21 protein-coding genes are annotated in these 20,820 nt (G+C 48.7%); 6 read left to right on the forward strand and 15 right to left on the reverse strand.

The window, feature by feature from the left end; all coding sequences use genetic code 11:
- Positions 1-4: 4 nt before the first annotated feature.
- The 10 genes from flgL to ACP26N_RS13160 form a co-directional block, all read right to left on the reverse strand.
- The gene (gene flgL, locus ACP26N_RS13115) at positions 5-964 is read right to left on the reverse strand and encodes a flagellar hook-associated protein FlgL (RefSeq protein ID WP_426354025.1); all 960 of its coding nucleotides are present in this window, start codon (positions 962-964) and stop codon (positions 5-7) included.
- A 7-nt stretch (positions 965-971) separates the two neighbouring features.
- Positions 972-2,501, reverse strand: coding sequence for a flagellar hook-associated protein FlgK (gene flgK / locus ACP26N_RS13120; RefSeq protein WP_131972290.1), 1,530 nt, complete (start codon positions 2,499-2,501; stop codon positions 972-974).
- Between the two features lie 12 nt (positions 2,502-2,513).
- Positions 2,514-2,921, reverse strand: coding sequence for a flagellar protein FlgN (locus ACP26N_RS13125; RefSeq protein ID WP_131502235.1), 408 nt, complete (start codon positions 2,919-2,921; stop codon positions 2,514-2,516).
- Between the two features lie 95 nt (positions 2,922-3,016).
- Complete coding sequence (flgM, locus tag ACP26N_RS13130; protein ID WP_012371329.1) at positions 3,017-3,265, reverse strand: flagellar biosynthesis anti-sigma factor FlgM; 249 nt, start codon at positions 3,263-3,265, stop codon at positions 3,017-3,019.
- 459 nt (positions 3,266-3,724) lie between these two features.
- Entirely contained in the window at positions 3,725-4,129 is a 405-nt protein-coding gene (locus tag ACP26N_RS13135; protein WP_251138602.1) for a ComF family protein, read from the reverse strand.
- Positions 4,116-4,241, reverse strand: coding sequence for a hypothetical protein (locus ACP26N_RS13140; RefSeq protein ID WP_255508362.1), 126 nt, complete (start codon positions 4,239-4,241; stop codon positions 4,116-4,118). The genes ACP26N_RS13135 and ACP26N_RS13140 overlap by 14 nt, the downstream gene beginning before the upstream one ends.
- A gap of 127 nt (positions 4,242-4,368) precedes the next feature.
- Positions 4,369-5,583 (reverse strand): helicase-related protein, encoded by a 1,215-nt coding sequence (locus ACP26N_RS13145; protein WP_131972289.1) that lies wholly within the window; start codon positions 5,581-5,583, stop codon positions 4,369-4,371.
- A gap of 159 nt (positions 5,584-5,742) precedes the next feature.
- Entirely contained in the window at positions 5,743-6,588 is an 846-nt protein-coding gene (locus ACP26N_RS13150) for a DegV family protein (RefSeq protein ID WP_114595065.1), read from the reverse strand.
- 134 nt (positions 6,589-6,722) lie between these two features.
- The gene (locus ACP26N_RS13155; protein ID WP_012371334.1) at positions 6,723-7,418 is read right to left on the reverse strand and encodes a response regulator; all 696 of its coding nucleotides are present in this window, start codon (positions 7,416-7,418) and stop codon (positions 6,723-6,725) included.
- On the reverse strand, positions 7,415-8,587 hold the full coding sequence (locus tag ACP26N_RS13160; protein ID WP_131502238.1) for a sensor histidine kinase: 1,173 nt from the start codon (positions 8,585-8,587) through the stop codon (positions 7,415-7,417). Before ACP26N_RS13160 ends, ACP26N_RS13155 begins: the two co-directional genes overlap by 4 nt.
- Positions 8,588-8,685: 98 nt before the next feature.
- Between ACP26N_RS13160 and ACP26N_RS13165 the strand changes: the two genes are divergently transcribed.
- From ACP26N_RS13165 to ACP26N_RS13175, 3 genes are all read left to right on the forward strand, one after another.
- Positions 8,686-9,327 carry a YigZ family protein gene (locus ACP26N_RS13165; RefSeq protein ID WP_426355417.1) on the forward strand — a complete coding sequence of 214 codons (642 nt, stop codon included), beginning with the start codon at positions 8,686-8,688 and terminating at the stop codon, positions 9,325-9,327.
- 68 nt (positions 9,328-9,395) lie between these two features.
- A complete protein-coding gene (locus ACP26N_RS13170) occupies positions 9,396-10,427 on the forward strand; it encodes an LCP family protein (protein WP_131502240.1) in 1,032 nt (343 codons plus the stop codon).
- Positions 10,402-10,833 (forward strand): GNAT family N-acetyltransferase, encoded by a 432-nt coding sequence (locus ACP26N_RS13175; protein ID WP_131502241.1) that lies wholly within the window; start codon positions 10,402-10,404, stop codon positions 10,831-10,833. The genes ACP26N_RS13170 and ACP26N_RS13175 overlap by 26 nt, the downstream gene beginning before the upstream one ends.
- 89 nt (positions 10,834-10,922) lie before the next feature.
- Here the strand turns inward: ACP26N_RS13175 and chrA are convergent, their stop codons facing one another.
- The 4 genes from chrA to ACP26N_RS13195 are packed head-to-tail and all read right to left on the reverse strand — an operon-like array spanning position 10,923 to position 14,814.
- On the reverse strand, positions 10,923-12,080 hold the full coding sequence (gene chrA / locus ACP26N_RS13180) for a chromate efflux transporter (RefSeq protein WP_131502242.1): 1,158 nt from the start codon (positions 12,078-12,080) through the stop codon (positions 10,923-10,925).
- Between the two features lie 54 nt (positions 12,081-12,134).
- Positions 12,135-13,256: a DUF418 domain-containing protein gene (locus tag ACP26N_RS13185; RefSeq protein WP_131502243.1), complete on the reverse strand. Its 1,122-nt coding sequence runs from the start codon at positions 13,254-13,256 to the stop codon at positions 12,135-12,137.
- A gap of 55 nt (positions 13,257-13,311) precedes the next feature.
- Complete coding sequence (locus tag ACP26N_RS13190; RefSeq protein ID WP_131502244.1) at positions 13,312-14,355, reverse strand: glycosyltransferase family 4 protein; 1,044 nt, start codon at positions 14,353-14,355, stop codon at positions 13,312-13,314.
- Positions 14,356-14,412: 57 nt separating this feature from the next.
- On the reverse strand, positions 14,413-14,814 hold the full coding sequence (locus ACP26N_RS13195) for a hypothetical protein (protein ID WP_131502245.1): 402 nt from the start codon (positions 14,812-14,814) through the stop codon (positions 14,413-14,415).
- Positions 14,815-15,106: 292 nt separating this feature from the next.
- Between ACP26N_RS13195 and ACP26N_RS13200 the strand changes: the two genes are divergently transcribed.
- Positions 15,107-16,588 (forward strand): N-acetylmuramoyl-L-alanine amidase, encoded by a 1,482-nt coding sequence (locus tag ACP26N_RS13200; RefSeq protein ID WP_426354031.1) that lies wholly within the window; start codon positions 15,107-15,109, stop codon positions 16,586-16,588.
- A 147-nt stretch (positions 16,589-16,735) separates the two neighbouring features.
- On the opposite strand, the gene pgmB is transcribed toward ACP26N_RS13200, so the two are convergent.
- Positions 16,736-17,398 carry a beta-phosphoglucomutase gene (pgmB, locus tag ACP26N_RS13205; RefSeq protein WP_114595055.1) on the reverse strand — a complete coding sequence of 221 codons (663 nt, stop codon included), beginning with the start codon at positions 17,396-17,398 and terminating at the stop codon, positions 16,736-16,738.
- A 276-nt stretch (positions 17,399-17,674) separates the two neighbouring features.
- On the opposite strand from pgmB, the gene secA reads away from it, so the two are divergent.
- Together secA and ACP26N_RS13215 are read left to right on the forward strand one after the other, a co-directional pair.
- Positions 17,675-20,035 carry a preprotein translocase subunit SecA gene (gene secA, locus ACP26N_RS13210; RefSeq protein ID WP_426354033.1) on the forward strand — a complete coding sequence of 787 codons (2,361 nt, stop codon included), beginning with the start codon at positions 17,675-17,677 and terminating at the stop codon, positions 20,033-20,035.
- Entirely contained in the window at positions 20,019-20,777 is a 759-nt protein-coding gene (locus ACP26N_RS13215) for an SLAP domain-containing protein (RefSeq protein ID WP_214853203.1), read from the forward strand. The genes secA and ACP26N_RS13215 overlap by 17 nt, the downstream gene beginning before the upstream one ends.
- Positions 20,778-20,820 lie beyond the last annotated feature (43 nt).

The following is a 20,820-nucleotide window of genomic DNA, read 5'->3' on the forward strand; positions in this document are numbered from 1 at the left end:
CTTCTTAACGTAAGAAATCAAGCAAGGTTGGCTGAATGATCCGCGCCCCCGCGCTGAGTGCCGCACGATGTAACGTTTCATACGACTTCAGTTCCATGATGACTTTTTCGGCTTCGATGTCTTCGTTATCCGACATGACCGATTTTGCGATAATTTCTTGATCTTCCAGACGAGATGCGTTCAGTTCAAGTCGGTTGACCCGCGCCCCAAGGTCAGCACGCGTTTCGACCGTCTGATTGAGCATACTATCAAGATCTTTTAACATCCCTGATAATTCGGCTCCATTATTTGAACTATCGACGGCACCTGCGTCTGAAACCCCACCAAGAGCATCGTATAATTTTTTGAGCGTCGTGAACGTCTCCGGACTAAATACATTTGTCGGTGAAACGTTGACTTGAACTTCAATTCCGGAAGAGATTTCATAACGGATGACTTCTTCTTCTTTTAGAGTTGGATCACCGTCTGTAAATACGGTATTAACCGACTTACCCGGTGTCGTTAAATATTCTTTCAGACCTTCCATCGAAATGAAGGGTTGATCCGTCTTTGTTCCATTAAAAATGGCTTTTTCATTATATTTCGTGTTCGCCAGTGTCCCGATATGTTCAATCAACTGACCCACTTCGCTCTGAATTGCTTTCCGTTGCGTAGCATCATACGTATCCGTCGCAGCTTGTGTCGTCAATTCGCGGACCCGACTCATGGCGGATGTCACTTCGTTGAGTGCCGAGTCCGTCAAGTCCATCCAACCTGTCGCTTCATTGACATTTTTTTTGAACTGTTCGACTTCACGCACTTCTGTCCGGTAACGAATCCCTTGCATTGCGACGACCGGATCTTCAGATGGTCGCTGAATCTTTTTTCCACTGATCAATTGTTCCTGCATCGCACTCAGTTTTTGATAACTGGCAGAGAGATGTCCGATATTTGTTTTCGTCAGCATCGTTTGTGTTACGCGCATTTAGTCATCACCGTCCTACGATTCCCATACCATTGATGATTTTATCAAGCATCTCATCAACCGTAGTAATATTACGCGCTGCCGCGTTGTATGCATGTTGGTACTGAATCATCATCGTCATCTCTTCATCGATTGAAACAGCCGAAACCGACATACGGCGCTGTTCCGCACTTTCCATCAAAACGGCAGAACTCTGACCGAGCCGAGCGACCTGATCCGTTGCGACTGCCATGTCTCCAATGACATTTTGGTAAAACGAACCGATTGTCGTCGTCGTATCGGATCGTTCAAAACGAATGCTTGCCGTCTTCATGTTGGCCAGTTTCAAGGCACCGGCACTATCACCGATGTTTCCGTCTGTCGAGGTAGCAATGTTATCCAGGCTCTTTTTAATGTCTGCTCCAAGCGTGATCGACTTCGCTGTGATTACTCCTCCGTTGGAAGAAACAAAAAATTCACTTGTACCCGCTGTTTTGTCTTTTTTTACATTCGTCGCATGCGCTTCGTTGAATGCTGTCGCAAACGTTGCTGCCATCTCATCCAGGTGTCCCTGCATATTGACATACTCACCCGTTGCTTGACCATCCTCAACGTGTCCGTACATCTCAATCAGACCAATTAATCGACCTGATGAAAAACCGCCGGCTGCGTCAAATGAGATCGTTTGTGAATCTGTTTTGAATCCTGTATAGAGACCATTGTCATCTGTTGTAAAGGTCAACGTTCCTGCTTTTGGTAAATCTGAATCCACTGCAAGCAACTTGTCACCATTCGGTAATTTGATTCGAACATCAATCCGGCCTTCTGCCGTTTTAACCGTATTCCCAAGTGTTCCTTGCTGAATCGCATCACCGTCGACTGATACTTTTTCAAAATCGACGTACTCTGCGAGTTCATCGAAATAACGGTCTCGTTCATCATAAAGTGCATTTGGTAACACACCAAGCGGTTCGACTGTATGAATTTCAGCATTGATATTATGAATCTTTTTGAACAGATCATTTACTTTTTTAGTCGAGACCTCAATTTCACTTTTCAGGTCACCTTGTACTTGATTAAGTGCCTTCGCCATGTAATTAAACGTTTGTGTCAATGTCTCCGCTTTTTGACGGACGACACTCCGGGCACCTGAATCCTGGGGATTCGTTGATAAGGTCTGAAGGGATTCCCAAAACCCGTCAAATGCTTTGGACAAGCCGGTATCGGATGGTTCATTGATGACATCTTCCATACGACCGAATGCTGCTTCTTTTGTACCATAGTAAGATGTCTTCGTTGCCTCGTCTCGATATTGTTTATCGAGCATGACATCGCGGACACGTTCGAGGAGTTCACCTTTTACACCCGTACCGATTTGTCCCATTTTACCCGTACCGATTGCCATCGACAGTTGTTCCGTCGTCGCCATGACAAGACGTTGCCGCGAAAAGCCGGCCGTTCCTGCATTGGCGATATTGTTTCCGGTCGACTGGAGCGCCCACTGATTCGTCGTCAGTGCACGACGACCGGTTTCAAGCCCCATGAATGTTGATCCCATGTATTTGCCTCCTTAAGCATTTCGATTGAAATGTGCGCGATCAAGCGCGGACTGACCATATGTAAAATCATCTGCTTCTGGTATCAACAATTCCAGATGCCAGTTTAAGTAGTGTAACGATTGGGTCAGTAAATCAGCATTTAATTCGTTGAGTACTTTTAACTGACCAATCGTTTGAAGTAACCGACGCATGGAATTGACATCCTCCGGGTGGGCTTGAAGCCACTCCGTCATCGTCATCGTGCCCATCTGCGTCAGGCGTTGTTGTTCCAACTGTTCGATTCGTTTTAAATGAATCGGCTCTTCCTTGACGAGTTGCGAAAGACGTTGCATATCATTTTGAATCAAGACCTGCTTTTTTTCTTTTGCCAATTCAAGTAGTGCGGCATGTTCCGCCGTCAGCTGATCGATGAGTTCCATCCGTCATGGCCTCCTCTTCCGTCTATGTTCGTTCATATAAAAAGCGACCCGCGCATCCGTGCCCCGAGTCGCCTCTATTGTCTAAGTTAGTCTTCTTACAAGTTCAAGAAACGTTCCGCGATTTTCTTCGCATCCGGTTTGTAGGTTCCATCCTGAATGGCTTGTCGAAGGGATTCGATTTTTTCGGTCCGTGAAGGCGTCGTTTCATTGAAACGCAGACGCGCTTCGCTTGAAATCGTCACTTCATCCGGCCGATTCGTGCGTGTTGGTTCTGTTCCTTCTACTTTTTGATTTCTTTCGTACGTTTTAGGCATGTTAACCCATTTCGTAGAATCAATTCGCATGTGAACACCTGCTTTCTAGACTACAAGATTCTTAATTCAAGTTCGATACGTTCGCGGTTTCGAAGGGGTAGAAGAATCTAGCATCGCTTGGGCGAGGTCACGTCGCAGTTTTTCACGACATCCGGCACAAATCGTGCCATCACGGGAGGGCTTCCCGCAACTCTCACACATGATGTCCATCTGAGAAATCTCAGAGATCAACAATCGCCCTTCTTTGATGTAACGGAAGACCGTTTCTCTCTTTACTCCGATAACCATCTCAACATCCTTAGGTGAGGTTCGGACTTTTCGCCGTTCTCGCAGGAACTCACGCACCTTCTCAAAATCAGTATGATCTTTTCTGATACAATCGACACACAGATCAGAAGATTGACGAACAAATAACTTCCCACAAGTTTTGCAGTTTAATACATCCATTTCCTTCACCTCATATTGAGTATCGGCAGAAATGAAGATTTTTTAAACACTTCGAAATAAAGTTACCGCAGAAATTTCTTTGGCGCCGGCTCCATAAAGCCGCGAAGCCGCTTGGTGCAAGGTGATTCCGGTCGTATAGACATCATCGACCAGCAAAATCGTTTTTCCGGTCACCGGCTGAATGACGTGATACGGATTGTCCCGTTCCAGTCGTTCGTGCCTCGTCTGATGGCTGAATGCGGCTCCATCCGCCCGTTCGAGCACAAGCCGGACCCGTCCCCGCATCATCCGGGCGATCAGTTCCGCCTGATTGAATCGGCGTTCGCGCAAACGTTCCGGACTGAGCGGAATCGGGACAATCCAATCCTGTTTGACTTTTACCTTTTTGAGCTCTGTTTTAAACACGTCGAGCAAAGCCGTGTCCCCGAGAAACTTATACCGTTTCATGAACGCCTTTGCTTGTGTCTGATAAAGAAATAGCGGGTGCGTGACCAATCGTCGTCCCTGGTTGCGCCAGTTCTGACAATCCGAACAGAGCGGCAGTCCCGGTTTTCCGCAATCCTCACACCCTCCGCATTCCCCTCTTTTTACAAATTCTATTTTACAGGTCGGACACAGGGTTTGACTAGTCCAGACATTTGATAACGTCCAGCCGGGTAAAAAGTCCTGCCTGCACAGGTAACAGTTCATCGAAATCCCTCCCGGTTCGCTCGTTTAATGTGATGAATCGCTTGGTACATCGCATCGGACCGGTCATTCGCAAACAATACGACGTCCCCTTCCGGAAAATCAGCATTTCGTCCGACCCGTCCGCTGATTTGAATCAAGGCCGCACTGCTGAAAGATTGATCGGCATCGAGAACTGCCACTTGAACGTCGACTAACGTCACGCCCCGTTCGAGGATCGTCGTTGTCAACAAAATACCGGTCGTCTGACGGAAACGGGCGACCTTTGTGACCCGCTCCGGATCGGCAGCATGGACGGTTTCGCACTCGATCCCCTGCTGATGCAAAAAGGTCTGCCATGTCTCAAGCGCCGCGACTTGCGGCACGAACAACAGACGTGGTTTAGTCGCATGCGTCCGAAGCCAGTCTACGATATCCTGTTTCGTATAGGGAATCTGCAGGCGGGGAATCGGCAACGGAAAACCATGATAGCGGCGCATCAAACGAACCGTTGGCAGGCGTTGATCGCGCAACGAAGGTGTCGCACTGAGTAAAATCAAAGAAGAACCGGGAGCCGTCGCCTGACGGACATAGCGGTGTAACGTCCGATCGGTCCGGTACGGAAAGGCATCGACCTCATCAATGAAGACGACGTCAAAACACGCGCGGTAATGAATCAATTGATGGGTCGTACTGATTGTGATGTCGCCGAGTCCCAACCGGTCAGCGGACCCTCCAAACAACGAAACGATGGTTGCCTGTTGAAACGCCCTTCTCAGATGCCCTGTCAATTCCCGGACGACGTCCGCGCGCGGCGTCGTGATCAGGACACGGCGATTCGTACAAAGTGCCCGTTCGATGCCCGGAAACAACATCGGCGTTTTTCCGGCGCCGCAGACGGCATGGACAAGCAGCTTCTCTTGTTGATCAATCGTCCGGATAATCGCATCGGCAATCCGTTGCTGATCACTCGTCAAATTCAGTTCCGTATGATAATCGGGACGGACGGGGTCAAGCGGGCGCGGATCCGTGACAAGGCGGTCACACGTCCGCAGTTTGCCGAAAATCAAACAATGGCGGCAGTAATAACAGCGTTTCCCGCACGTACACGGTCCGCGGGTCGGTAATTTTCCGCACCGCTCGCAACGCCACGTGACAGCCGGCCGGTATTCAAGAGGAGCATCGACCGACATGTCGAGCCGGTAGTCGGGAATCAATCGTCCACGTAAATCCATAAGTCACTTCCTTTCGTTGACTGACTCTCCTTTTCGGCAAGTCGAACGGACTTCCTGCCGCCGCCTGGAAGCATCCATTTAGCATAACGGGACGAAAAAAGCGTACCTGCTTTCGCAGATACGCCGTTGTTCATTGTATGTCCTATGGATAATACAGGGTTACGCTTCTTGATACCAGGTGATGCCGATCGCACCGGGTCCTAAGTGGGTCCCGATGACAGGACCAAACACACTCATCTCAATCCGGGCGTCCGGGAACCGTTCTTGCAGGACGGCAATTTCCGCTTCCGCTTTTGAAGAGTCTTCCGCATGGATGACACCGATGACATGACCGGCACCGGTTCCTTGAATCGTCTCATCCATCATTTCCTCAATCCGTTTGACGGCCCGTTTGAACGTCCGGATTTTTTCGAACGGCACGATTTTCCCGTCAACGAAATGAAGCACCGGTTTGATTTTAAGGAAAGAACCGACGACAGCTTGTGTCATGCTGAGACGTCCGCCGCGTTGGAGGTGTTCCAAGTCATCGACCACGAAATAGGCACGGATGACTTCTTTTAATGCTTCAAGACGGGCGACGATGTCAAGCGCCGTCGCACCGGCATCACGCATCCGAACGGCTTCTTTGACTAAAAAGGCTTGCGGCATACAGGAAATCCGCGAATCAATCGGATGGACCTGAACGTGTTCGACCATCATGTTAATCGTATGTAAGGCCTGGTACGTCCCACTGATTCCGCTTGATAACGTGATACCGATGATATCCGTCCCTTGCGGAAGTTGTTCAAACGAATCAACAAGATCACCGATGTTCGGCTGTGAGGTCGTCGGTAAACTTCCCGTCTGAATCCGTTGATAAAAATCAGGTACGGAAATATCGAGTCCTTCACGATACGCATCTCCGTCAAAGATGACACTGAGCGGTGCAACATGGACATTGTTTTCTTCACAATAGGTAGTTGGCAGATAGGCAGTACTATCCGTTAAAATCACAATCTGGCTCATTCGTGAATTTCCTCGCTTTTAAGAGTTCCGTCGTGACATAAGGTATTCTGACAGGTCACAATCGGTTTTTATCATATCACAGGTTGAAGTCTAAAAAAAAGAAAGACGGAGCCGAATCGGCTTCCGTCCTGACCTTAAACGACGACGACCCAGCCGCGGCGAATCGCTTCGACGACAGCACCGGTCCGATCGGGTACATTCATCTTACGTAAAATAGAGGATACGTGGTTTTTAACGGTTTTCTCACTGATGAACAACGTATCGCTGATCGCCCGGTTCGAGAAACCGTCCGCGAGCAGCTGCAGGACTTCACATTCCCGGCGTGTCAACACATGTAACGGTGCTTCGGCGACACGTTTTTCAATCGGTTGTGAAGACATCGTCTGCTTCATCTTCATCAGACGACGGTATTCCTGTAACAGGTTCGGTGTGACTTTCGGGTGGACATATCCGCCTTCCCGGTACACAGACCGGATCGCATTGACCAGTTCATCCGTCGCCATCTCTTTTAAGAGATAACCGACCGCCCCTGCTCCAAGCGCATGCATGACATACGTTTCATCGTCATGGATTGACAGGATGATGACCCGGACTTCCGGATGGACTTCCATCAAACGTTTCGTTGCTTCGACCCCGTTGACTTTCGGCATATTTATATCCATTAAGACGATATCCGGCTGATGTGCTTCAACGAGTGGAATCACGTCTGCTCCACTCTCGCCCTCCGCGACGACGACGAACTCTTCTTCGAAATCAAGAATCCGTTTGACGCCTTCCCGGAATAACTGATGATCGTCGATGATGACTACTTTTACTTGCTCGTTATTCACAGTGTTTCTCCTCTCACTCCGGATTCCTCAACTGGAATCCTTACCTTGATGACTGTCCCTTTACCTGGCTGCGTCTCAATCTCAAATTCCCCGTCTATCAATTCAATCCGTTCCCGCATCCCGATCAGTCCGAATGACTCATCACACGATTCGACGATGGAATCAAAATCAAATCCGATCCCGTTATCTTTAACATGAATTCGAACGGAATGTTGATACTGTTCTATGATAATACGAATGTCCCCTGCTTTGGAATGCTTAACTGCATTTTGGACCGCTTCCTGCACAATTCGGAAGACGGCGACTTCATATGTGGACTCAATCCGTTCGCCGCCTCCGAGATAATTAAAGTGAATCGGGATGTTGGAAATTTCCTGCATATGTCGTAAATAGCGTTCAAGTGTCGGGACGAATCCGAGATCATCCAGCGTCATCGGCCGTAAATCATAGATGATACGTCGAATGTCAGCTAATCCATCACGAATCAATTTCCGCAGACGATGTATTTCTTCAAAGGCCGCTTCCGCGCCATTATGCTGGTGAATCTTTTCAATCAAATCAGCCCGGATCAACACGTGGGCAAGCGTCTGCGCAGGACCGTCATGCATATCCCGCGACAGGCGGCGGCGCTCATTCTCTGCCGACTGGAATACTTTTAAACCCATCTCTTGTTTTTGCATCGCTTTTTCGTACTTTTCGTTCATGACCTGCATGTCGTCCGTCAGGAAATTCAACACGACCGAAACACGGCTGATCAGCATGTCGGCACGTTCTATCGTTTCGTCCAGTTGAATCAAACGTCGTTCGAGCTCGTCCCGCCGTTTGCGGCAGTTCATCTCATCGCGTTGATTGATGAATGACTCGAGCTGAAGCGAGTTCGCCGTCTCATAAGCAGAACGAATATCTTGTTCCGAGTAGTTGTCGAAGTTTTTGCTCACGATAACGAGTCGCGCTTTCGAATCCTTAATGTGTCGTTCCAGCCGTTCAGCTTCTTTAATGTAGTCGTGAACACGTGTCTTCAACTCCCGTAGCTCCTGCTGAATTTCAGCATACTGCTCACGTGAACTTTCGGTAATCCGGACGATTTCTTCCCGGCTTTCTTCTACGACACCAATGATGTTCTGTACGATATCATTCAAGGACAGTCGCTCCCCCATCTCATTCGTCATACTACTCCCTCCGTTCCTTGCCAGTCCCCACGGTTGTCTCTCTCTCAAATCGTCGTTATGCTAGAAAGAACTAGTTAACGAGGAGGACATTTTTGATTATGACATTATTTAATTATTATACAGTAAAAGAAAACGGTTTCCATGAAATCATTATCCAAAAGTCACGATTTATTACATATTTGGCGCGTGCCACCTCGGAAGAAGAGGCTCAGCGCTTCATTGCGGACCTCAAAAAAAAACATTCGGATGCCAATCATAATTGCTCCGCCTACATCATCGGCGAACGCAATGAGATTCAAAAAGCCAACGATGACGGCGAACCGAGTGGAACGGCAGGCGTCCCGATGCTGGAAGTCTTAAAAAAACGGAATCTCCGCAATACGGTCGTCGTCGTGACCCGATACTTCGGCGGCATCAAGCTCGGCGGCGGCGGATTGATCCGGGCTTACGGCTCGAGTGTCTCGGAAGGCCTGAACGCTGTCGGTATCGTTGAACGGATTGCCCACGATTTAGTGGAAATCACGGTCGACTACACCTGGCTCGGAAAGCTGGAAAATGAATTACGGGCAACCGAACACATCATTGATCAGATTCATTATCTTGATCATGTCAAAATCGATGTCTGGGTCGATGAAACAGCCGTCCCCGCCTTCCTTGAGTGGATGACGAATTTGACGAACGGGCAAGCCCTGCTCGAGAAAACGTATTCGCGCTATGTCGAACGTGACATTCAACCTTGACCTGCTATACTGATTGTAAAGAATTTAAAAATTTTCTAATAATTCAGTAAAGTAAGGAGTAATGAATCGTGGATGATTCCAAACGATCCCGTTCTACCAAACCAAAACCAAAGCGGTCGTGGTTTAAAGTGTTCGTCACCGTTTTTCTAGTCGTATTTATCGCTGGAGGTGCTGCATTTGCCTATGTCGCTAATAAAACGTTCCAAACCGCCAAACAATCAGAAGTCGAACTGTCACGTGGAGATAAATCAGATAAGCGGGCTGCTGCCGTCGACTTAACGAAAGATCATTTTTCCGTCCTGCTCGTCGGAACGGATGAACGTCCGGGTGATACGTCCTCGCGTGCCGATACGATGATTGTCGCAACGTTCAACAAAACGGATAAACAAGTCAGTTTGCTGAGTATTCCTCGTGATTCCCTCGTCATGATCCCGTCTGTCGGGTACGAAGATAAAATCAATCATTCCTATGCGTTCGGCGGCATTGATTCAACGATTGAGACCGTCGAAAAGTTGCTCGATATCCCGATTGATTATTACGGTTCAATCAATTTCAATGGTGTCGTTGCGATTGTCGATGCTGTCGGCGGCATTGAAGTCGATGTCAAATTACCAATCGATACGTTAAACTCTTCCGACAAAAAGGGCGGCGTCAAACTCGAGCCCGGTCTTCAACGCTTAAACGGTGAGGAAGCTCTTGCCTATGCCCGGATGCGTTACGAAGATCCAGAAGGAGATATCGGACGGACGAAACGCCAACAACAGGTTGTCCAAGCGATCATCGATCAATCGACATCCTTTGGATCCATCACAAAGCTGAACAAGTTGATGGATGCGACCGGGGATAATTTCACGACAAACATGTCCCTGACGGAAGCGTTCCAATTACAGCCGTTCGTCAAATCCTTGAATACCGTCAACCGGATTGATTTAAAAGGGACGGATACCAAGATCAACGGTGCCTACTATTATAAGCTCGACCCAGGTTCTCTCGCCGATGCGAAAACGATGTTAAAGGAACAGTTGAACTTGCCTGATACAGCGGATGAATCGACTTCAACACCGGAGGTTACCGATGATTCAACGACTGGAATCAACTGATTATCCCGAACTTTACCGGCTTCAACAACAGGCTTACCGGGTCGAGGCAGAATTGATCGGTGCCGCTCTCTTTCCACCGCTTCTTCAGACAGAAGCCGCGTTGCACGAGGAGCACCCGATCGGTTATATCATGCGTCTTGACGGGCGACTCGTCGGAGCGGTAACAGTCGAAGGTGAGACCATCACCCGGTTGCTCGTTTCCCCGGATTATTTTCGTCAAGGTATCGCCACGCAACTGCTCCGGTATGCCTGCGAAAAACAACCGCTCCGCTTCGTCTCTACAGCTGCCTTAAATGAGCCGGCGATTGCGTTGTATCAAAAATTCGGATTTCAATCCATCCGTCAAGTCAAACAAGATTCAATCGTACTCGTGACACTTGAATGCGATGACGTTTCCGATACGTGATTGGTTATAGAGAGAGGTTAACTTAAACGTCAGTCTCTACAAAGAAAAGGGTGGCAGAACAATTCTGCCACCCTTTGTCTTGTTCAAAATCAGAACCAGCCCATGACGGATCCAATCAATGCACCCAAAATAACAATCCGGAGCGGTGATTGTTTATAAAATCGGAGCAGACAAAACAAACCGAATGCAACGAAAAAATCGACTCCTGTTTTGACGCTCGACGTGAAGATCGGATCATATAACGCAGCAAGCAGAATTCCGACGACCGCCGCATTGACACCAATCAACATCCGGCCGACCTGTTTGTTGCCACGGACCCGGTCCCAAAACGGCAGGACACCGAGGACAAGTAAAAAGCCAGGCAGGAAGATGGCGAGAGTCGCAAGGATTCCGCCCATCAGTCCGTTCACGACCGTCCCGAGGTACGTCGCGAAGGTAAAGAGCGGTCCTGGGACGGCTTGCGCTGCCGCATACCCGGCAAGAAAACTATCACCCGTCAAAAAGTCCGGCACAAGCGACTGCTGTAAGAATGGCAGGACGACATGTCCACCACCAAACACGAGTGCACCTGCACTGTACATGATACTCGTCAGTTGAAGATTTCCTGTCGCGTTAGCGGCTAGGAAAGGTGTCACGACGAGCAGGACGACGAACAAAATCAACGCACCGATGCTGAGAACACGTGGCACACGAATATCTAGTTTCCCACCACCCGCAGGTTCATCTTCAAACCAAAATAGACCAATCAGTGCCGCAACAAGCAAGACACCGACTTGTGCCAATGGATGGGCAAGCACCAAGACACCGGCCAACGCCAGCAACATTAAAAATAACCGTTTCGGACCAACTGCAAGTTTTGTTCCCATACCGAGAACCGCATCCGCAACGATGGCGACCGCAACCAGTTTCAGACCATGGATGAAACCGGCTTCCGTTAAATCAAATTCGGTTGCGAGCAACGCAAAAATGATTAACAGAATACTTGATGGTAACGTAAAGCCGATGAATGAGACGATCGCCCCGACGACTCCACCCCGGACAAGACCAATTCCCATCCCGACCTGACTCGAAGCCGGTCCTGGCAAGAATTGGCAAAGGGCGACGAGATCGGCATAGGCTTTCTCATCCACCCATTTCCTTCGCTTGACGTATTCCTCGTAAAAGTAGCCTAAATGGGCAACCGGTCCGCCAAATGATGTTAATCCAAGCTTCAAGGACACGATAAAAATTTCGATCCATCTGTTCATATAACCACCTCCACGCTGAATTATACGAAAAATTTGTAAATTTTCTGTGACCATTCAGACGTTTCGTGATTTTTCCCCGCCATATGTGACAGTTCTCCAAAAAGTCTCCACAGGACCTTGACGATACCGTTTCAGGTACCAGCTCGAGAACAGGATTTGCATGACTAGTACGACGATAACCAGTAACATTCCCTGCCAGAGCGGAATCGTCCCGTATCGCCCGGTTACGAACAGCACCAGTGTAAAGACAAACGTCTGCGTGAGGTAATTCGTCAAGGCCATCCGTCCCAACACTTGAAATCCCATTAACGGACGTCCTGACCGGACGAGTAAAGCAATCCCCGCTGCATAGGCGACAGCGAGTGTGCGCCCCGACAGCCAGACAAAAAAGTAGTTGGCCAGTCCATCCGGGATGCGCCCCTGATGAATCTGAACGATCGGATAGAGTAACGGTAACGACAGCAACAGACTGACGCCGAACACGAGACCGATTGTTCGGGTCGCCGGCGGTCGGGCCGTGAACCGTTCCATGAAGTAAGCCCCGATTAAAAACAGGGAAAGAATTTCCGGCCAAATCGCCAGTGAATTGTTTAAACCGTGCGGTAATTGAACGGTCGCATGATAGGTGACGAATTCCATAATGTCACGTGCCGCCACGATGGATTGCAGGGCCATATCCGGGTTCGGAATCGACCGGTCCCCGACAGACTGGGCATATTGATAAATCGAGAGATAACGAAAGAAGACATACAGCTGTAAGGCAAGACCAATCCATAGTTTCGTTGATGATCGTGTGTGGACGAAGGCAAGCAACATCAAGCCGCAAAGGGCATACGTCTGCAGAATATCCCCTCTCCAGAACAACAGATGGATAAGACCGAATAGAAATAAAGCCAGCAAGCGGCGGACGAAAATCCACAGTGATTTTTTCTTCACCCGCAAGCGATTGATGAATAAGATAAAGCCGGCTCCAAATAAAACACTGAACAACGTGTAAAATTTCGTTTGGATGAACAGGTCAAAAAGCAGGCGCAACACCTGATCGGCAGTTCCCATCTCATTCGTGAAACGTTCCCCAAGGAAACTCGGCATATTGACAAAGAGGATTCCGCATAAAGCAAATCCCCGCAAAACATCCAGATAGACAATTCGGTCTGCTCGTTCAATCGGATTCATCTCGACTCTCCCATCGCCAAATCAGCCGCTCAAACGGATTTGAGCGGCTGATTGGTCATTTTGATGTCATGCGTTCCAGCAAATCCAGTAACGGTCGATAACGCTCACCCAGTAAGCCCAGCGATTCGACTAAAATATCGAGTACCAGCAATAACATCAGCAAGGATACCAGTGCTCCAAGCGAAGTCGTTTGTGAAAAGAGGATCGCTGTCATCCCGAAAACGGCACATAGTCCGTAAATGACGAGTACCGCCTGCCGCATCGTAAACCCAAGGTCGAGTAACCGGTGATGAAGATGGGCTTTATCCGGCGCAAACGGTGGTTTTCCCTGTAACACCCGTCGAACGATCGCAAACAAGGTATCGGAAATCGGGATACCGAGCAGGATGACCGGAACCGCGAGCGAAAACAAGGTGACGTTCTTGAAACCGAGCAATGACAAGACACCTAACATATATCCGAGGAATAACGCCCCGGTGTCCCCCATGAAAATCTTTGCCGGATAAAAGTTGTGGAACAGAAAACCAAATGTACTCATTAATAAGAGAATCGCGACAATCGTCACGTAGACATTGCCCTGAATGACGGCGAGACTGATCAGCGTCAGCAAAACGATACTCGACACCCCTGCCGCCAGGCCATCCAGCCCGTCAATCAGGTTGACGGCATTCGTGATACCGATAACCCATAGAAACGTCAGCGGGACACTCCACCAGCCGAGAAATAATTGTTGATCGAACGGCAGATTGATGAACTCAATCCGGATACCGCCGTTTAAGACGACCACGGCCGCGACGATCTGCCCCATTAATTTAAGCCGGGCATTTAATTGAAAACGGTCATCGAGTGCTCCCGTCAAAATCACGACAAAGCCTCCGACCAGGATATGTGTCGCATAGGGACTGGAAGGTTGCAAAATAAAGTAACCGATCATGAATGCGATGTAAATCGCAAGTCCGCCTAACCGCGGCATAATTCGTACGTGTACCTTTCGCGCGTCCGGACTGTCAACGGCACCGACTGCAATCGCAAAGCGTTTTACAACGGGTGTGATCAGTAAGGCCGCGATAAAACAGACAATGGACGCCGTCCATAACATAATAACATCACGCTCCTGCGCGAATTATATCATAAAAAAAAAGAGCCGACGAGCGGCTCACATGAAGATCGGGACTTCTGCAGATGGATCATATGTATAGATACCGCGTCCGACTTTTTTAATCGCAGGATTCGCTTGTTCCACTTTGGCCATCAATTGATAGATGTTGCTGATTTGGTGACGGTACCGGAGTTCGAGTTCCATTTGGATATCGCGTGCCGACATCGACTCGCGCTCACGCATCAAGTCACTGATTTGGTGGACATACACTTCCAGCGGGTAACGTTGATTCACTCGGCGTTGTTTAAGGGGACGTTCTTGTGTCACCGCGATTTCTTTTGCTGAATCGCTTGTTCCCCGGCTTAATTCTGCGATTAAATATTCAGCGCGTCGTTGCAAACGACGGTATTCCTCTTCGATTTCCATCAGTTCTCGGTAGATATGTTCACTCGATCCCATTTGTTAACCTACTTTCCTAAATTAAACATAAATATTTCAATTATGTTTCAATTGTATGTTTTTTGAAATAAAACAAACTACATTTTGCCTCTTTAATATATAATTTTATTATATATTTAATTATTCTGTAATATTTTTCTCTCATTGGTTGTCACTTGACTACACTTCATATTAACAGAAAGGAGCTAGAACGGAATAGATAAATTATAAATTAAACTATTTTAAAAATACTTAATTGACTATATAAGGTTTTATACGTATTCATTCTACTTAAAAGGAGACTGGAAATTTAATGGACAAATTAACTAAAATCTTAACAATGGCACTATTACTTTTGCTTCTGACTACCATCGCTTTTCCGTCCCCATTAGTATCGGCTGCATCCGGCGTAACGTTTACGAAAACAATCTATCAAACAACAGATTTATTGAATTTACGTTCGACTGACTCGATCTCTTCGAAAAAATTAACAACGATTCCGAAAAAAACGTCTCTGACGTCCAACTACCGGATCGGGGAATGGTATCGTGTAACACACAATGGCAAGACGGGTTATGTACTCGGTCAATACTTAACGAAAGTCGTCACCGGGACGAACTTTACAAAAACGAATTACCAGACGACAGATGCTTTGTCGTTACGACAGGCAGCCTCGACGTCTTCGGCACGTCTGTTGACGATTCCCTCGAATACGACGCTCGCATCAAGCTTCCGGGACGGCGATTGGTACAAAGTGATGTATAACAAACAGACCGGTTTTGTATCGGGTGCCTATTTAAAGAAAGCGACGGCATCATCGACAGCTTATACGACGACCGAACGGCTGAACTTCCGGAGTGCCCCGACGACATCCGGTGCCTTATTGATGACGATTCCGAGCAATCAAGTCGTCCAGTCCCTATCCGTCAGTTCGAACTGGCATAAAATCAATTACGGGGGCAAGACCGGATACGTCATCGGTACGTATTTGAAAAAGGGAACAGCTTCCCCTACTGCACCGTCTGCCGGAAATGCGGATTACAGCGGTAGCAAGATGTATGTCCTGATTGATGCCGGCAGCACCGTTGCCTTACGGTCATCCGCTTCCGTCCTCAGCGGACAACTCACTCGTCTCGGCCGCGGTACGCCGGTTGTCGTGACAAACAGTCTTCATAAGACACGTGGTTTTGTTGCTGTCCAAACAGCGGACGGACGACGGGGATATGTCGAAGCCACTTACTTGACGATTTTCCAGCCAAGCCCAACGAATCGTCCCTTGATTGTCCTCGATCCCGGACACGGTGCTTATGATCCCGGTGCTGTCCGGGCAGGGCTCGCAGAACGGGACATCGTCCTGTCCGTCGCGCGTCAAGTCGCCGGTCTTCTACAGGGAAAAGTAGATTTGACGCTGACGCGTTACACAAACGATTATTATCCGTCATTAGGCGAACGGAGTGCGATGGCGAATGCCTTGTCAACGTCACGGTTCGTCAGTATCCATATCAATGCTTCAAATGCCGGTAGTGCGTCCGGTGCGGAAAGTTACTACTATAAGGGAACCACTTCGGTTCAACTCGCCCAGGCGATCCAACAACGGATGACAGGTTATGCCGGTATGCGTGACCGGGGTGTCCATTTCGCTAACTATGCCGTCATTCGGGGGACGCAGGCACCAGCCGTCCTGGCGGAACTCGGTTTCCTATCCAATACGTCTGACCGTGCGAAACTGGCGGATCCCGCTTATCAAGCGCGTTATGCCCGGGCGATTGCCGACGGTATTCTCGCGACACTTTAAGTACTGCAAAAACGCTCATTCCGTTTGTCGGAACGAGCGTTTTTTTATATGACAAAAGGACCGCTCAGGGAAGCGGTCCTTTTGTACTCACATGAAAAGAGATCAATCAGATAAACCTATCTGCCATCAGGGAATGGCGGATGGTCATTAGCGACTAGCTAGGATCTGCTCAAGGGAAAGCAAATCCGTCGAATCGACACGATAGTCTGCCTCATGTAACGTCGTTTCCGGACCGACGCCGACAGCATACATACCCGCTGCGTGAATGGCCGTGATTCCTGCTGCTGCATCTTCTACACCGATACAACGTTCAGGTGCGACGTCAAGCGCCTCTGCTGCCCGTAAAAACACTTCAGGGTGTGGTTTTGACCGGGCGACGGTTGCCGCATCGACGATGTCGTCAAAATAATGCCGAACTCCAAGTGCCTCAACGACAGTCAACGCATTTTTAGAAGCTGACGCCATTCCGATCTTCAGCCCAGTCGCACGGATTTCGTCAAGGAACGCAATGATTCCCGGCAGAAGATCCTGTTCTGAGATGTGCTGGATCAACGTGACGTAATGGTCGTTCTTCTTCGTTGCGAGCGCAACTTTCTCTTGTTCCGTGAAAGCATCCTGCTTTCCGCCAAGTGTTAAAATCCGCTCCAGCGAATCAGTCCGACTGACGCCTTTCAGTGTTTCATTGAACTCCCGGTCGAACGGGATATCCAACTCCTCACCCAGTTGTTTCCAAGCCAGATAATGATACTCGGCTGTATCGGTAATTACGCCGTCCAAGTCAAAAATGACCGCTTCAATCGTTGGTGCCATTCGACATCCATCCTTTCATCCATCGTACATGAAAGACAAGAAATCGAATGATTTGCGCAAACGATTGCACTTGCCTCAAGAATTATTTTACCTGTTCCCCACATTGTTTGCAAGCGTTATCAAAAAACAAATCCAAATCATTAGTCTTTCCCCAAAGAAACCGTTTTCAATTTCAAGGGAATGTTTTACTTATTTCGCTCTTTACTATTCGTTTTACAATTTTTAACTGTTATAATAAAAGCGAGTTTGACAGTCGAACCGAAGGAGTGACCAACTATGTTTCAGCGTGTTAAACAATTAATAGATGAACAGAGCCGCAGAATGCGCCGTTATGAAAAAACCGTTTTATTAATTAACAGTCTGGAAGCAGAAATGGAACAAAAAACGGATGAAGAATTAAGGATTTTGACACAATCCTTAAAAACCCGCCTTCAAGCTGGTGAGAAAATCGAAGCCCTCACCGGGACAGCGTTCGCGCTTGTCCGTGAAGCGAGCAAGCGGACACTCGGTCTTCGTCACTACGATGTCCAGTTACTTGGTGGATTGGCCCTTCTGTCCGGACACATCGCCGAAATGGCGACCGGTGAAGGAAAGACACTGGTCGCGTCACTTGCAAGTTTCACCCAGGCTTTACACGGTCAAGGGGTTCATGTCATCACGGTCAACGAATATCTCGCCCGGCGTGATGCGGAACAGATCGGTCAGATTCACCGGTTTTTAGGTTTAACGGTCGGCATCAATTCAGCAGAACTGTCATTCGAAGAAAAACAACAGGCCTATGCGTCTGATATTACATACGGAGTCGGAACGGAATTTGGTTTCGATTATCTGCGCGACCATTTAGTCATGCGACAAGAGGATCGTCTGCAACGCCCCCTCCGCTTCGCCTTGATTGACGAAGTCGACAGCGTCTTGATTGACGAAGCAAAAACACCGCTTATCATGGCGGAACGCGATACCGTCCATGAAGGATTACAGCAATTGGTTCGTCATGTCGTCAAAGACTTTAAAGAAGACGCTGACTATTCATACGACGAAGAAATCAAAGCGGTCGCCTTGACCGATCAAAGTATCGAGACGATCGAACGGATTTTCGGTATCGATCAGCTGTTCGCGGCCGAGCATGCCGTCCTGTTCCACTATGTCATCCAAGCACTTCGGGCCCACGTCGTTCTGAAACGGGATGTCGATTATATCGTCAAGGATGATAAAATCGCGCTCGTCGACTTATTCACCGGACGGTTGATGGAAGGACGAAGTTTATCGGATGGCCTCCATCAAGCGCTCGAGGCGAAGGAACACGTCAGCGTGACCGAAGAAAACCGGACGACGGCGCAAATTACGATTCAGCATTACTTCCGCATGTATCATCATGTGTCCGGAATGACAGGTACTGCTGCCACGTCTCGCGATGAATTTTTGAAGACGTACCGGATGGATGTTGTCTCAATTCCACCGAATCGTCCTAAAATTCGGATTGACGAAGCCGATGTCCTGTTCTTGACGAGTTCCGAGAAATATTCAGCGATTGCGGCAGCGACCGAAACGGCTCATTTGACGGGACAACCCGTCTTGATCGGAACGACTTCAATCGAACAATCCTTAAAGGTTGCCGATGTCCTTGATCAACGTCAGATCCCTTACGAAATACTGAATGCCAAGACCGTCGATCAAGAAATTCGGATTATCGAGTCCGCTGGCCGCCACGGTCGGGTGACGATTGCGACAAACATGGCAGGACGCGGAACGGATATCCTGCTTGATGATGCGGCGAAGGCACAGGGCGGTTTGTTCGTCATCGGCACGGAACGGCACGAGTCCGTCCGGATCGATAACCAGTTGCGTGGTCGGGCAGGACGCCAAGGCGATCCCGGCCTGACCCGGTTCTACCTGTCGCTTGAGGATGATCTGCCCCGCCGGTTTGCGCGCGAACGGTTAGAGCGTGTCACAAAGAAACTTGGTCCTGTCAACGGTCCGGTTCATGCAAAAGAAGCTCAGCAACTGATGGCCTATGCTCAGGAAACGTGTGAATCTGTCAACCGCAGTGTCCGTGACGACCTTGTCCAACTCGAGGAAGTCATCAGTGAACAGCGCCTTGCCATTTATCGTCTTCGCAACCAAATCGTTGATTCGGCGACGCTGGAACAATTTGTTCAGCCGTTTGCGGCTCGGACCATCCATTCCTATCTCGAGCAATATTTGACGGATGATCTCGTTCCGGAAGAATGGCCAATCGAATTATTGACGGCGGAACTGGAGCAGCTGCTGCATCAACCGGTTGAATTGGTCCTGGGTGACTCGATCGAGACCATCCAACAACAAATGGAACCGCTGATTACTTCAGTCGATCAAAAAATGGCCTTGCAGATTGCCGAAGATGAAGAGACGGCACGACGTTTCATGTTACTTGCCCTGGACGAACAGTGGACGAGTCACTTGACGGCGATGAACTCGCTCAAGGAAGGAATTCATTTACGCAGTTACGGTCAAGAACAGCCGGTTCGGATCTTCGAACGGGAAGGCATGGATTATTTCCGTTATGCCATCTTCAGTTTTGAAAAACAAGTCGTGTCTGGACTATGTCGTCTGGACGAGACTACTTTGCAAGGAGGACTGCTTCATGCAACCGTCGATTGATTCTGACATTCAACCCGCGCTTTACTTTACCGAGGATATGCCGATTGTCAAAGAAGACGAGTATGTCTTTCGCTATGCACTCAATCAGTTACCGAAACTCGGACCCAACCAGTTGGCGATCCATCTCTTTCAAGTGTTACAGACCGAACCGTTACACGTGATTGCGTTGTTCCAAAATACGCTTCCGCGTTCTTTCCAGCTGAATGATTTGGTCGTTCTCGTCCTGTCAGGTGACCAGCTCGTCGCCCGGAAAATATTCACGATTGAGGAAGTACCGGTCCTTCTTCCGACAGCGACCTTACCGCTTTGGCTCGAGTTTTCCGATGAAGAACAGTTCGTTGATTTATCGACGCTTGATGCACCGCTCGAACTCGTCTTCTCGAATGAACAGCTGACGGATCTCGTAATCGATGAGTCGTTCTCTGCTCCGGAACAGCGTTTGATTCGCCAAATCGCTTTCTCGCACCCTGCCCCGCCGACAGATGGATGGTCCCTGTTACCGGTCTCGATTTTTAAACAGGAACAAAAGGTCGAGGCCATCGTGCTGGTCCGTAATCCGAGCGGACAGTCTCTCGAGCTGGATTCGCTGTCGTTTGAGTTACTGCTTGGTGATCAGGCCGTCGCTGCAACCCGGCATACTTCGCTGACCGTGTCCTCGCAGAGTGAACACGCAATCCGTTTAAGCTTTGATTACGTAGCACATCCGGCCGATTCACTGGATTTACGGTATCTGCCGGAATAATCCCCTCAAAAAAATGGACTTCTCGTCAATGACGAAAAGTCCA

Source organism: Exiguobacterium sp. R-39, from assembly GCF_049942815.1.
Classification (GTDB): Bacteria; Bacillota; Bacilli; order Exiguobacteriales; family Exiguobacteriaceae; genus Exiguobacterium_A.